Annotated in this window: 13 protein-coding genes; 8 read left to right on the top strand and 5 right to left on the bottom strand. The window is 61.7% G+C overall.

The window, feature by feature from the left end; all coding sequences use genetic code 11:
- Nucleotides 1-19: 19 nt before the first annotated feature.
- Nucleotides 20-880, bottom strand: a complete 861-nt coding sequence (locus J4E53_RS26910; RefSeq protein WP_170842276.1) for a MurR/RpiR family transcriptional regulator — start codon at nt 878-880, stop codon at nt 20-22.
- Between the two features lie 196 nt (nt 881-1,076).
- On the opposite strand from J4E53_RS26910, the gene zwf reads away from it, so the two are divergent.
- The 3 genes from zwf to J4E53_RS26925 are packed head-to-tail and all read left to right on the top strand — an operon-like array spanning nt 1,077 to nt 3,929.
- A complete protein-coding gene (gene zwf, locus J4E53_RS26915; protein WP_060738865.1) occupies nt 1,077-2,546 on the top strand; it encodes a glucose-6-phosphate dehydrogenase in 1,470 nt (489 codons plus the stop codon).
- Complete coding sequence (pgl, locus tag J4E53_RS26920; protein WP_103310900.1) at nt 2,533-3,246, top strand: 6-phosphogluconolactonase; 714 nt, start codon at nt 2,533-2,535, stop codon at nt 3,244-3,246. The genes zwf and pgl overlap by 14 nt, the downstream gene beginning before the upstream one ends.
- A gap of 17 nt (nt 3,247-3,263) precedes the next feature.
- Nucleotides 3,264-3,929, top strand: a complete 666-nt coding sequence (locus tag J4E53_RS26925; RefSeq protein ID WP_060738863.1) for a bifunctional 4-hydroxy-2-oxoglutarate aldolase/2-dehydro-3-deoxy-phosphogluconate aldolase — start codon at nt 3,264-3,266, stop codon at nt 3,927-3,929.
- Between the two features lie 112 nt (nt 3,930-4,041).
- Here J4E53_RS26925 and J4E53_RS26930 read toward each other — a convergent pair whose 3' ends face one another.
- Together J4E53_RS26930 and J4E53_RS26935 are read right to left on the bottom strand one after the other, a co-directional pair.
- The gene (locus J4E53_RS26930; protein ID WP_103310902.1) at nt 4,042-5,229 is read right to left on the bottom strand and encodes an aminotransferase class V-fold PLP-dependent enzyme; all 1,188 of its coding nucleotides are present in this window, start codon (nt 5,227-5,229) and stop codon (nt 4,042-4,044) included.
- 16 nt (nt 5,230-5,245) lie between these two features.
- Complete coding sequence (locus J4E53_RS26935; RefSeq protein WP_060738861.1) at nt 5,246-5,482, bottom strand: DUF3820 family protein; 237 nt, start codon at nt 5,480-5,482, stop codon at nt 5,246-5,248.
- Between the two features lie 206 nt (nt 5,483-5,688).
- Here J4E53_RS26935 and J4E53_RS26940 point away from each other — a divergent pair, with 206 nt between their 5' ends.
- The 4 genes from J4E53_RS26940 to J4E53_RS26955 all read left to right on the top strand — a co-directional run bounded on the left by J4E53_RS26940 (nt 5,689) and on the right by J4E53_RS26955 (nt 9,500).
- The gene (locus J4E53_RS26940; protein ID WP_060738860.1) at nt 5,689-6,156 is read left to right on the top strand and encodes a PA2169 family four-helix-bundle protein; all 468 of its coding nucleotides are present in this window, start codon (nt 5,689-5,691) and stop codon (nt 6,154-6,156) included.
- A 277-nt stretch (nt 6,157-6,433) separates the two neighbouring features.
- On the top strand, nt 6,434-8,434 hold the full coding sequence (locus J4E53_RS26945) for an FUSC family protein (RefSeq protein ID WP_103310903.1): 2,001 nt from the start codon (nt 6,434-6,436) through the stop codon (nt 8,432-8,434).
- Nucleotides 8,421-8,627: a DUF1656 domain-containing protein gene (locus tag J4E53_RS26950; RefSeq protein WP_003198565.1), complete on the top strand. Its 207-nt coding sequence runs from the start codon at nt 8,421-8,423 to the stop codon at nt 8,625-8,627. Before J4E53_RS26945 ends, J4E53_RS26950 begins: the two co-directional genes overlap by 14 nt.
- A gap of 9 nt (nt 8,628-8,636) precedes the next feature.
- Nucleotides 8,637-9,500 (top strand): HlyD family secretion protein, encoded by an 864-nt coding sequence (locus tag J4E53_RS26955; RefSeq protein ID WP_060738858.1) that lies wholly within the window; start codon nt 8,637-8,639, stop codon nt 9,498-9,500.
- A 108-nt stretch (nt 9,501-9,608) separates the two neighbouring features.
- Here the strand turns inward: J4E53_RS26955 and J4E53_RS26960 are convergent, their stop codons facing one another.
- On the bottom strand, nt 9,609-10,079 hold the full coding sequence (locus J4E53_RS26960; protein ID WP_060738857.1) for a MaoC family dehydratase: 471 nt from the start codon (nt 10,077-10,079) through the stop codon (nt 9,609-9,611).
- A 40-nt stretch (nt 10,080-10,119) separates the two neighbouring features.
- The gene (locus J4E53_RS26965) at nt 10,120-11,064 is read right to left on the bottom strand and encodes an alpha/beta hydrolase (RefSeq protein ID WP_103310905.1); all 945 of its coding nucleotides are present in this window, start codon (nt 11,062-11,064) and stop codon (nt 10,120-10,122) included.
- 224 nt (nt 11,065-11,288) lie between these two features.
- Here J4E53_RS26965 and fadD2 point away from each other — a divergent pair, with 224 nt between their 5' ends.
- Complete coding sequence (gene fadD2 / locus J4E53_RS26970; RefSeq protein ID WP_060738855.1) at nt 11,289-12,977, top strand: long-chain-fatty-acid--CoA ligase FadD2; 1,689 nt, start codon at nt 11,289-11,291, stop codon at nt 12,975-12,977.
- Nucleotides 12,978-13,119: the final 142 nt, after the last annotated feature.

Here is a 13,119-nt window from a genome sequence, read left to right on the forward strand (position 1 = left end):
GCGAGGATTCTGGATCGAATCAGTTGAACTCATCCCCCACCGGATACCGGCTGGCATTCAGGCTTTCCTTGATCTTGCGCAGATGCGGCTGGAAGTCCACGCCCCGACGCAGGGTCATGCCGGTGGCGAGCACGTCCAGTACGGTGAGTTGGATGATCCGCGAGGTCATCGGCATGTAGATGTCAGTGTCTTCGGGCAGGGGGATGTTCAGGCTCAGGGTGCTGGCCTTGGCCAGCGGCGAGCCTTCGGCAGTCAGGCCCAGCACCGACGCGCCGTTTTCCCGGGCGATGCGCGCCACTTCCACCAGCTCGCGGGTGCGACCGGTGTAGGAAATGATCACGAACAGCTCGCCGGTATGGGCCACCGACGCAATCATGCGCTGCATCAGGACGTCGGCGTGAGCGGTCACTGCCAGGTTGAAGCGGAAAAACTTGTGTTGGGCATCCAGGGCCACCGGGGCGGAGGCGCCGAGGCCGAAGAAGTGGATCTGCCGGGCCTGGATCAGCAGGTCCACGGCGCGACTGATCAAATTGGGATCAAGGGCCTGGCAGGCGCTGTCCAATGAGGCAATGGCACTGCCAAAGATCTTGCGGGTATAGGCTTCCGGGTTGTCATCGGCTTCTACCGCGCGGCTGACATAAGCGGCGCCGCTGGCCAGGCTCTGGGCCAATTGCAATTTGAGTTCCGGATAACCGCTGACGCCGAACGAGCGGCAGAAACGGTTGACGGTCGGTTCGCTGACCGAAGCCGCCTGGGCGAGGGCGGCGATGCTGAAGCGGGTCGCCTGCTGCGGGTTGAGCAGGATGATCTCGGCCACCTTGCGTTCGGCCTTGTTCAGGTCTTCAAGGCGACTCTGGATCTGTTCCAGTAAGTTTCGCACGCGGTCCATACAAGATTCCTAGGAAGACGGGTCTTTGATACGACCCTTTGCGGTGGCCTATCCTACTGATGGCTCCGACGGACCACCACTCGGAATCGGTATTTTCGAAAAATGTTGTGGTTATTACTACATTTTTCCTTGAGTGATACCTTGAAAAAAGGTATTTGTAGTTTAACTTGATAAAAGAACAAACATCATGCCTTCGATTACGGTTGAACCGTGCACCTTTGCCTTGTTCGGCGCGTTGGGCGATCTGGCCTTGCGCAAGCTCTTTCCTGCCCTGTACCAGCTCGATGGCGCCCAATTGTTGCACGAGGACACGCGGATCATCGCGCTGGCCCGTGAGCCCGGCGGTGAGCAGCAGCACCTGGCATTCATCGCCGCCGAGCTGCGCCGTTATGTTGGCGAAAAAGACCTGGACGAAGCCGTACTCGAGCGCTTCCTGGCACGTTTGACCTACCTGCACGTGGATTTCCTCAAGGCCGACGATTATGTCGCCCTGGCCGAAGCGGCCGGTTCGACCCAGCAGGTCATTGCCTATTTCGCCACCCCGGCGGCGGTGTATGGGGCGATCTGCGAGAACCTGGCGAAGGTCGGCTTGAGCGAAAACACCCGGGTGGTGCTGGAGAAACCCATTGGCTCGGACCTGGAGTCGTCGCGCAAGGTCAACGACGCCGTGGCGCAGTTCTTCCCGGAGAACCGTACCTATCGCATCGACCATTACCTGGGCAAAGAGACGGTGCAGAACCTGATCGCCCTGCGGTTCGCCAACAGCCTGTTCGAAACCCAGTGGAATCAGAACTACATTTCCCACGTGGAAATCACCGTGGCCGAGAAGGTCGGTATCGAAGGCCGCTGGGGCTATTTCGACAAGGCCGGCCAACTGCGGGACATGATCCAGAACCACCTGCTGCAGCTGCTGTGCCTGATTGCCATGGACCCACCGGCCGACTTGTCCGCCGACAGCATCCGTGACGAGAAGGTCAAGGTGCTCAAGGCCCTCGCGCCGATCAGCCCGGAAGGCTTGACCACCCAGGTGGTGCGCGGCCAGTACATCGCCGGCCACAGCGAGGGCAAGTCGGTGCCTGGCTACCTCGAAGAACCCAATTCCAACACCCAGAGCGACACCGAGACGTTCGTCGCCCTGCGCGCCGACATCCGCAACTGGCGTTGGGCCGGGGTGCCGTTTTACCTGCGTACCGGCAAGCGCATGCCGCAGAAGCTGTCGCAGATCGTCATCCACTTCAAGGAACCGTCCCACTACATCTTCGCGCCCGAGCAGCGTTTGCAGATCAGCAACAAGCTGATCATCCGCCTGCAACCGGACGAAGGGATTTCCTTGCGGGTGATGACCAAGGAGCAGGGCCTGGACAAGGGCATGCAATTGCGCAGCGGTCCGCTGCAACTCAACTTCTCCGACACTTATCGCAGCGCACGGATTCCCGATGCCTACGAGCGGTTGTTGCTGGAAGTCATGAACGGCAATCAGAACCTGTTTGTCCGTAAAGATGAAATCGAAGCCGCGTGGACGTGGTGTGACCAGTTGATTGCCGGGTGGAAAAAATCCGGCGATGCGCCCAAGCCGTATGCGGCGGGGTCCTGGGGGCCGATGAGCTCCATTGCACTGATCACGCGGGATGGGAGGTCATGGTATGGCGATATCTGAAGTGAAACTGCCCCAGGGCGTCAGCGCCCATGAATTCAAGAACCCGGTGCTGCTGGCCGAAGGCCTGGCGCTGAACGTGGCCGAGCAGTTGCGCAATGCGATCGATGCCCGCGGCACGGCGACCCTGGTGGTGTCCGGTGGCCGCAGCCCGGTGGCGTTTTTCCAGCACTTGGCCAAGCAGGCGCTGGACTGGTCCAAGGTGGTGGTCAGCCTGGCCGATGAGCGCTGGGTGCCGGTTGAACACGCCGACAGCAACGCTGGCTTGCTCAAGCGTTACCTGTTGCAAGGTGCGGCGGCCAAGGCCCAGTTCTTGAGCCTCTACAGCGCCAGCGCTCACCTGGAAGCGGCGGCCGAGCAGGCCGATCGTTTGCTGGCCGAGCTGCCGCCCATCGACGTGCTGGTATTGGGCATGGGCGATGACGGGCATACCGCTTCGCTGTTCCCCGGCAGCCCGAACCTGGCCCAAGCCCTGGACGCCAATGGCGCACGCCGCTGCTGGCCGATGCTGGCACCGACCGTGCCGCACCAGCGCTTGACCATGAGCCGCGCCTTGCTGGCTTCGGCGCAACACAAAGTGTTGTCGATTTCCGGTCAGTCGAAATTGACCACCCTGAACGCTGCGGTGGCAGGTGACGATGTCGCCGAAATGCCGATCCGTGCGTTTTTGCAACCTACGTTAGAGATTTACTGGTGCCCATGAACCAAGGATCAGCCGCTATGACAAACCCATCCCCGACCGTTTCCATGGCGGACAAAGTTGCCCTGATCGACAGCCTCTGCGCCAAGGCGCGGATCCTGCCGGTGATCACCATCGCCCGTGAACAGGACATCCTGCCGCTGGCCGATGCCCTGGCCGCCGGTGGCCTGACGGCGCTGGAAGTGACGTTGCGTTCCCAACACGGTCTCAAGGCCATCCAGGTGCTGCGCGAGCAGCGTCCGGAACTGGTGACCGGCGCCGGCACGGTGCTCGACCGCCACATGCTGGACGCCGCCGAGGCGGCCGGTTCGCAGTTCATCGTCACCCCGGGCATCACCCGTGACCTGCTCGAAGCCAGCGTCTACAGCTCCATTCCCTTGTTGCCGGGCATCAGCAATGCCTCGGGCATCATGGAAGGCTACAGCCTGGGCTATCGCCGCTTCAAACTGTTCCCGGCCGAAGTCAGCGGTGGCGTCGCGGCCATCAAGGCCTTGGGCGGCCCGTTCGGCGAAGTGAAGTTCTGCCCGACCGGCGGCGTGAGCCCTGCCAACATCAAGAGCTACATGGCGTTGAAAAACGTGATGTGCGTGGGCGGAAGCTGGATGCTTGATCCGGAGTGGATCAAGAACGGCGACTGGGCCCGCATTCAGGAATGCACCGCCGAGGCCTTGGCGCTGCTGGACTGATTGTTTTACCGAACCTCGTTGGGTGTTCTACGGTTTTACGGTGCGCTTGGTCGGCGCGCCGTTTTTTTTGCCTGGGTTTTTATGCTGGCACAGATTTCCTGTGGCCAGGGATCTAGGTACGGCTCAGATGGATCAGCGCCTCGGCCAACCGCTCGATATCACTCGCCAAGGTAATCAACCCTGGGGTAATGCGGATGCATGGCCCGACACTGGTAGGGCGCACCACGGTGAAAATCCCATGCTCATCGAGCAATCGAGCGGCCATCGCCTGTTGATCGGCCTGGTTGGTGAAGCGCATCGCCGTGATACCGCAATAGAGCCGTCGGTCATCCGGGGTCATCACCTCGATGCCCGGTACATCGCGCACGGCATTCACCCACAGGTCGCGCAGGTAGCAGAGGCGCGGGCCTTTGGCCAAGGCGCCGCCCAGGCTGCGGTGTTCTTCGAAGACCAGGGGCAGGGTGAGCAAGGCCGGGATATTGGGCGTGCTGTGGGGGGTGCGCGAGCGGATGTCGGTGGCGGGGTAGTTGTCTTCGTCCATGTCCGGGTCGATGTCGGCCAACCGCTGCGGGGCGATGTACAGGAAACCCTGGGAGAGCGGGCCGCCGATCCACTTCTGCAGGTTGAACCCGGCAAATTCGATCCCGAGCTTCTTCAGGTCGAAATCGATCTGGCCCAGGGCGTGGGCACCGTCGAGGATGATATCGACGGCAAACTCCCGAGCGTTCTCGGCAATGGCCTGGACCGGCATCACCAGCCCGGTCAGGTGGTTGACGTAGGTCAGCGTCATCAGCTTGAGGCGAGGGTAGCGAATGAACGCTTCGCGGTAAGTGCTCACCAGGCTGTCGAAACTGGCGGGGTGCTGGTGGACGATTTCGATCACCTCCACGCCACGTTGGCGGGCCAGCCAGCGCATGGCGCTTTTGACCGAGGCATATTCCACGTCACAGATCAGCACTTGATCGCCTGGCTTGAGGCCGTTGTAGTTGCGAATCAAGGTTTGCAGGGCATCCACCGCGCTGTTGGCCAACGCCACGCTCTGGGGGGAGGTGTGGATCAGCCGGGCCACCTGTCGCCGAATGGCTTCGCCGTGTTCCTGGTCGAACTGCTGGCGCACATACACCGAGTTGCCGCGGTTGATGAACTCGATGTTGCGCTGGTATTCCTCCACCACGGTGCGGGACATGCGTCCGAAGTAGCCGTTTTCCAGGTTGAGTGGCCCGTTGGGATCGATGTCGTAGCGGTCGACAAAGGTTCGCCAGAAGGCTTCATCGTGGGCGCGCAGCGTGTTCTCGGGCATGGCGGGTCTCAGTCAGTCAATGGCGAGGTTTGGGCAGGCCATGTTTGGCGCGCAGCGGGTCCAGCAGGTCGGACAAACCGTTATGATCGATTTCCTGCATCAATGCCAGCAAACCGCCGAGTTCACCGTGGGGGAAACCCTCGCGCGCGAACCAGTTCAGGTATTGACCCGGCAGGTCGGCAAGGATTCGGCCCTTGTACTTACCAAAGGGCATTTGACGCGTGACGAGCAACTCGAGCTTTTCCGGATTCATGGCATTCGTCTTGATTCAAACCTGCCTTGAAAATACAGGCATTCTGCATGCAGGCCAAATGACAGATCATGCAAATAGCGCGGATACAGATTTCAGGTTGTTTATTAACTAGTTGATTTTTAAGTTATTTTATTGGGATTGATGGCTGGCATGGCTGATGCAATATCCCTTGCAGGTTTTTTATTCACCAGCAAAGGAACTGAAAAATGACTGACATCAACAAAGAATCCATCTCCGTCTTGAACGACCTGATCGAGACCAGCAAGGATGGCCAGGAAGGGTTCAAGACCTGCGCTGAAGACATCAAGCATCCAGAACTCAAGACGCTGTTCGTCCAGCGCTCCGCCGATTGCGCCACCGCGGCAGCCGAGTTGCAAGCCGCCGTTCGTTCGTTGGGCGGTGATCCGGAAACGTCCACCAGCGTCGCCGGTGACCTGCACCGTCGTTGGGTAGACGTGAAATCCATGTTCACCGGCAAGGACGAAGAAGCGGTGCTCAACGAAGCCGAGCGGGGTGAAGATCACGCCCTCAAGGCCTACAAAGAGGCCATCGAGAAGATCAACAAGCACAACCTGGTGGGCATTCGTGACCTGGTTGAGCGTCAGTACCATGGCGTGCAACGCAACCATGACCAGGTCAAGGCTCTGCGTAACCAGGCGCGTGCCCAGAGTTAAACACGCAGCCAACACAAAAAAACGCCAGCCTGCCTGGCGTTTTTTTTGGCGAAGATTTACCCGTGGCGAGGGAGCTTGCTCCCGCTGGGCTGCGCAGCAGCCCCAAAACGCGGGTCGCTGCGCAACCCAGCGGGAGCAAGCTCCCTCACCACAAGGCGTTTTTGTTTTATTTCCTGCCAAACAGCTCTGGACTCGAATAGTTAGCTAGCTAATAATTGCGCCGCCCATCACCCTTTATTGCATCTATCGTTATTGCGTCCCCCAAAGAGTTTTTCGCGTGCCCATTACCTTCCAGGCCTTATTCGCCCCCGACCGCCTCGCTGTGCAGTTCGCCATCAAGACCGTGCTGGGCGCCGGGCTGGCGTTATGGCTGGCGTTGCGCTGGGGATTGGAGCAGCCGTCGTGGGCGCTGATGACGGCGATCATCGTCGCCCAGCCACTGTCCGGGATGGTGGTGCAGAAAGGGTTGGCGCGATTGGTCGGCACGTTGGTGGGCACCGTCATGTCGGTGGTGTTCATGGGGCTGTTTGCCCAGGCACCCTGGTTGTTTCTGCTGGCCTTGGCGCTCTGGCTGGGCCTGTGCACGGCCTGTTCGACGCTGCTGCGCAGTGCCTGGTCGTATTCATTCGTGTTGGCCGGCTACACGGTGGCGATCATTGCCTTGCCGGCCATTTCCCATCCGCTGGGGGTGTTCGACCAAGCGGTGGCGCGCTGCACCGAGATCAGCCTGGGCATCGTCTGTGCCACGGCGGCCAGTGCCTTGCTCTGGCCGTTGCGGGTCGAGCGGCAACTGGCCGGTCAGGCCCTGGCTGCCTGGCAGAGTGGCATGCAGGCAGCCCGTGCGACCCTGGCGGGCGATGCCCAGGCCCGTAAAGGGTTGCTGGAAATTCTGGGCAGGATCGTCGCGGTGGATGCCCAGCGCGAACATGCCTGGTTCGAAGGCAGCCGTGGTCGGCAGCGAGCCCGGGCCATCAGCGGCTTGAGCCAGAAACTGCTGATGCTGCTGCGCATCTCGCGCTCGGTGCGCCGGCAGTGGAAGCAGCTTGACCCTGAGGAAGCTGTGGCGCTCCAGCCGTGGATGAACGAGGTGCAGCAAGCCCTCGATGCCGACAGTGCGACCCTGCAAGCCTTGCGCCCTCGGGTATGGGATGCGTCCCACGACCCGCAGATCAGCGCGGCGCAGAGTTACTGCCTGGCGCGGTTCGCCTTGTTGCTCGATACCGCCCTGGCCGCCTGCGCCGCCTTGACGGCGGTGCAGGAGGGCAGGGAGGCGGCGGATCCACCCCGCACCTTGACGCCCCATCGCGACTTGTCCCTGGCCATGGTCTTCGGTGCGCGTAGCGCCCTGGCATTCCTGGCGGTGGCCTGTTTCTGGCTGGCGACCGCCTGGCCCGCCGCATCGGGTGCGCTGGTACTGACATGTGTGGTGTGCAGCCTGTTCGCCAGTCGCGAAAACGGCGCGCAGATCGGCATGAGTTTTCTGCGGGGCATCTTTTTGGCCGTGCCGACGGCGTTCGTGATCGGCGAACTCGTGCTACCGCAATGGAGCAGTTTCGCGATGCTGTGCCTGGCCATGGGCGTGCCGTTGTTTTTCGGGGCATTGGGCATGGCCAAGCCGCAGATCTTCGCCACGGCGACGTCGTTCTGCCTGCATTTCGTGGTGTTGATTTCACCGCTCAATGCCATGAAATACGACGTCGCGGCGTTCTTCAACAACGCCCAGGCCATGATGATCGGTGTGGGTGCTGCGGTGCTGGCCTTCAATCTGCTGATTTTGCGCAACCCGGCCTGGCACAGCCGCCGTCTGCTGGCCGCGACCCTTCACGATCTGGTGCGCCTGACCCATCGCCGCCTGCCGGGGGCCGAGAGTTGGTTCGGCGGGCGCATGGCCGACCGGCTGTTGCAGCTCGCCAGGCATTACCCTGAACTGCCGGTGCAGTCGCGCAGCCGTTGGGATGATGGTTTGCTTGGCCTGGACATCGGCGATGAGCTGTTGCATTTGCGCCTGAGCCTGGCCGTCGCCCAAGTGCCCGATACCCGGGCGCAGCGCCATTATTTCGAAGCGCTGGAGCAGGTGCTCGAGCGTGGTCCGGCCGGTGACCAGGCCGATGCGCTGGCCCCGGCGAGCGCCGAGTTCCTGAACGTGTTGTCGACCCAGCCGCCCAGCGATGCACTGAAGCTGGCCCAGGGTGCGGTGGTGCAATTGCAAAACAGCTGGCGCGCCTGGTGCAGCCAGCACGAACCTGAACGACGGGAGCACAGCCATGGGCTTGCGTGAGTGGTCGATTGGCGGGGTGTTGCTCAGCCCGTTCCTGATTTATGTGGTGCTGGCGTTGCTGGTGACCGGCGCACTGCGCCTGTTGCTCAGCCTGGTGCCGGCCGGGCGCTGGATCTGGCATGAAGCCTTGTTCGACTGCGCCCTGTATGTCTGTGTCCTGACTGTCATTACCGTGGTCCTCGGGCCGCTATAGGAGTTGAACATGCGTACTTCCGTACGTGTCGCCGTCACGCTGTGCATGGTGGCCGTGGCGATCTTCGCCGGCTTTCACCTGTGGCAGTACTACATGCTCACGCCCTGGACTCGCGATGCGCGGATCCGCGCCGACGTGGTGGTGATCGCACCCGACGTGTCGGGCTGGGTGCGCGAGCTCAAGGCTGTGGATAACCAGCAGGTCAAGGCTGGTGATCTATTGTTGAGCATCGACCGCGAGCGTTTCGAGGCGGCGGTGGAGAAGGCCCGGGCCGTGGTCCAGACACGCCAGCAGCAACTGAGCCTGCGCGAACACGAAGCCAGTCGCCGCGCCGCCCTGGGGCCCCAGGCCATCAGTGCCGAACTGCGGGAAAACGCCCAGATCAACGCCGGCATCGCCCGCGGCGAACTGCGCGAAGCCCAGGCCGAGGCCAAGGTCGCCGAGCTCAACCTGGCCCGCAGCCAGGTCCTGGCCCCCCGCAGCGGCCACATCACCAACCTGCGCCTGGCCGAAGGCAACTACGTGAATGCCGGGCAGCCGGTCATGGCGCTGATCGACGACTCGACGTTCTATGTGCAGGCCTATTTCGAAGAAACCAAATTGCCCAGGATTCGTGTGGGCGATCCGGTCAAGATCTGGCTGATGAGTGCCGGCCATGCGCTGGAGGGTCACGTCGAAAGCATCAGCCGCGGCATTACCGACCGCAACACCAACCCCGATGCGCAGTTGCTGGCGGAGGTGGAGCCGACCTTCAACTGGGTGCGCCTGGCCCAGCGGATCCCGGTGCGGATCAAGTTGGACAAGGTGCCGGAGGGCGTGAACCTGAGCGCCGGGATGACGGCGAGCGTGCAGGTGCAGGAGGGCCAGCAATAACTTGTGGGAGCGAGCTTGCTCGCGATGGCGGCCGGACATTCTCCATCGAGGTCGACTGTCCGACCTCATCGCGAGCGAGCTCGCTCCCACAAGGTCACGCAGAAGCTGTTAGCCAATGCTGATCGCCGGCAACGTCGGCAAGGTCACGGTCTGCTGCTTGCGTGGGGCGAGGATTTCGGCTTCGCCGTCCACCACCAGCTCGTCGCGTTGGTTGAACACGCGGGTGGCGATGCGTACGCGAAACTTCGGCATCTTTTCCAGGATCTCCAGGCGCACGGTCAGGGTGTCGCCGATTTTCACCGGTTTCTGGAAGCTCATCTGCTGGCCGATATAGATCGTGCCCGGCCCAGGCAGCTCGCACGCCACCGCTGCGCTGATCAGCGCACCGCTGAACATGCCGTGGGCGATGCGCTCCTTGAACATGCTCGCCGCGGCGAATTCGGCGTCCAGGTGCACCGGGTTGTGATCGCCCGACATCGCTGCGAACAGCTGGATGTCGCGTTCCTCGACGGTCTTGCTGTAGCTGGCGGTCTGGCCGATTTCGAGGGCTTCGTAAGGGGTGTTGGTAACCTGGGTCATCTGTTTCAGATCCTGTGGAATAAAGGAAAACGCTGCAAGCCTACTCGCTGCGTGGCGGCCGCTTGTGGTCCAGGGCCTGGGCAATCCAGGCCAGCACGTCGGCGGTCACTTCATCGCGGTTGGTTTCATTGAACAATTCGTGCCGGGCCTGCGGGTAAATCGTCAATTGCAGGTGCTGGCTGCCGGCGTCGCGCAGGGCGTCGGCCAGATCCTTCAGACGCTTGCCTTCGCTCACCGGATCACATTCGCCACCGATCACCAGCAAGGGCAGGCCCGGATCGATCTGGGCGAGATTGGACGCTTTGCTGATTTGCTGCAAGCCGCCGAGCAGGTCGACCCACAGTTGATTGGTGCAGCGAAAGCCGCACAGCGGGTCGTGGACGTATTTGTCGACTTCGGCCGGATCGCGACTGAGCCAGTCGAAGGGGGTACGGGTCGGTTTGAATTTCTTGTTGAAACTGCCGAACGACAACCACTCGATCAAGGCACTGCGCCCCGTCGCACCCTGGCGCCGGCGTTCGAAGCGGGCGATCAGGCGAGCGCTGCGATAGAGCACCACCGGCTGGAAGTTCGAACCGCTGAGAATCGCCCCGTGCAGGCTGGCGCTGTGATGCAGCAGGTAACCCTGGGCGATGTAGCTGCCCATGCTGTGGCCCAGCAGCAGGATGGGCGTATCCGGGTGCTGCTGGCCGATGTGATGGTTGAGGCTGGCCAAATCACCCACGACCTTGGCCCAGCCATCCTCGTCGGCAAAGTGGCCGAGAGTCGCTCCCTCGCCGGTCTTGCCATGGCCGCGCAGGTCCATCCCATAGACACCATAGCCTTCGTCGCACAGCGCCTGGGCCAGGCGGGCGTAGCGGCCGCTGTGTTCGGCCATGCCATGGGCCAGCATGATCACCGCCAACGGGGCGGTTTCGGGCAGCCACTGGTTGACGAACAGGCGGCTATGGTCGGTCGCGGTCAGCCAGAACGTTTGGTGGATCATGGCGATTCCTTTGCACAAAGTCAGACGCAGCGTCGCTGCATTGTATAGCGCATCCGTTGCGTCTCGCCTGATCAGGCCACACCATGGCAAGAAGATTCACACAATCTATGACGCAGGTTGCCATATTTGCCTGATTGGCCATAGCTGCTAGTGTCCCAAGAGCTCCGCCTCTGCAAGCGATACAGACGCGGCCCGGACATGCTCAGGTAAAGAGGACAAAAACAATGCAGCCTGATTTCTGGAATGACAAACGCCCGGCCGGCGTGCCCCTGGATGTCGACCTGGGGACCTACAAGTCGGTGATCGAGGTGTTCGAGCGTTCCTGCAAGAAATTTGCCGACCGTCCGGCGTTCAGCAACATGGGGGTGACCCTCACCTATGCCGAGCTCGAGCGCTACAGCGCGGCCTTCGCCGGCTACCTGCAAACCCATACCGACCTGGCGCCTGGCGATCGTATCGCGGTGCAGATGCCTAACATCCTGCAGTACCCGATCGCCGTGTTCGGTGCCTTGCGCGCCGGGCTGATCGTGGTCAACACCAACCCGCTGTATACCGCGCGGGAAATGCGTCATCAGTTCAAGGACTCCGGTGCCCGGGCGCTGGTGTACCTGAACATGTTCGGGCAGAAAGTCCAGGAGGTGTTGCCCGATACAGACCTGCAGTACCTGATCGAAGCGAAGATGGGCGACCTGATGCCCACCGCCAAGGGCTGGCTGGTCAACACGATGGTGAGCAAGGTCAAGAAAATGGTCCCGGCCTATTCGCTGCCCCAGGCCATTTCCTTCAAGAGCGCCTTGCGCCTCGGACGCGGCCAGGGCATCAAGCCGCTGAACGTCAGCCTCGACGATATTGCGGTATTGCAATACACCGGTGGCACCACCGGGTTGGCGAAGGGCGCGATGCTGACCCACGGCAACCTGGTGGCCAACATGCAACAGGCCCGGGCCTGCCTGGGGCAGCTCGGCGAGGACGGCCAGCCGCTGCTGCGCGAAGGCCAGGAGGTCATGATCGCGCCTCTGCCGCTGTACCATATCTATGCGTTCACGGCGAACTGCATGTGCATGATGGTGACCGGCAACCACAACGTGCTGATCACCAATCCACGGGACATCGGCGGCTTCATCAAGGAACTGAAGAACTGGCGTTTCTCGTTGTTGCTGGGGCTCAACACGCTGTTCGTGGCGTTGATGGACCATCCGGATTTCAAGACCCTGGATTTTTCCCACCTCAAGGTCACCAACTCCGGCGGCACCGCGTTGATCAAGGCCACCGCCGAGCGCTGGCAGCAGCTCACCGGTTGCGGCATTACCGAGGGCTATGGCCTGACCGAAACCTCACCGGTGGCAAGTGCCAATCCTTACGGTGGCAAGTCTCGGCTGGGCACGGTGGGGATGCCGGTGCCAGGTACGCTGATGAAAGTGATCAACGACGATGGCCTCGAGCAGCCCCTGGGCGAGCGCGGCGAGCTGTGCATCAAGGGGCCGCAGATCATGAAAGGCTATTGGAACAAGCCCGAGGCCACGGCCGAAGTGCTGGACAGCGAGGGCTGGTTCAAGTCTGGCGATATCGCGGTGATCGACCCGGACGGGTTCGTGCGCATCGTCGACCGCAAGAAGGACATGATCATCGTCTCGGGTTTCAATGTGTACCCCAACGAGATCGAAGACGTGGTGATGGCCCATCCCAAGGTGGCCAACTGCGCGGTGATCGGCGTGCCGGACGAGCGTTCGGGGGAGGCGGTGAAGCTGTTCGTGGTGGCGCGTGAGGCCGGGGTCAGCCTCGAAGAACTCAAGGCCTACTGCAAGGAAAACTTCACCGGCTACAAGATTCCCAAGCACATCGTGTTGCGGGATTCATTGCCGATGACCCCAGTGGGCAAGATCCTGCGGCGGGAGTTGCGGGATATCGCCTGAGGCGCCTGCCTCATGGAAACCCTGTGGGAGCGAGCTTGCTCGCGATAGCGGTAGGTCAGTGACAGAAATGTTGGCTGATACACCGTCATCGCGAGCAAGCTCGCTCCCACCGTTTTTTATGTATTCGGGGTGATTATCCAGG

The sequence above is a fragment of the Pseudomonas sp. FW305-28 genome (assembly GCF_017351395.1).
GTDB classification, from domain to species: domain Bacteria; phylum Pseudomonadota; class Gammaproteobacteria; order Pseudomonadales; family Pseudomonadaceae; genus Aquipseudomonas; species Aquipseudomonas fluorescens_AA.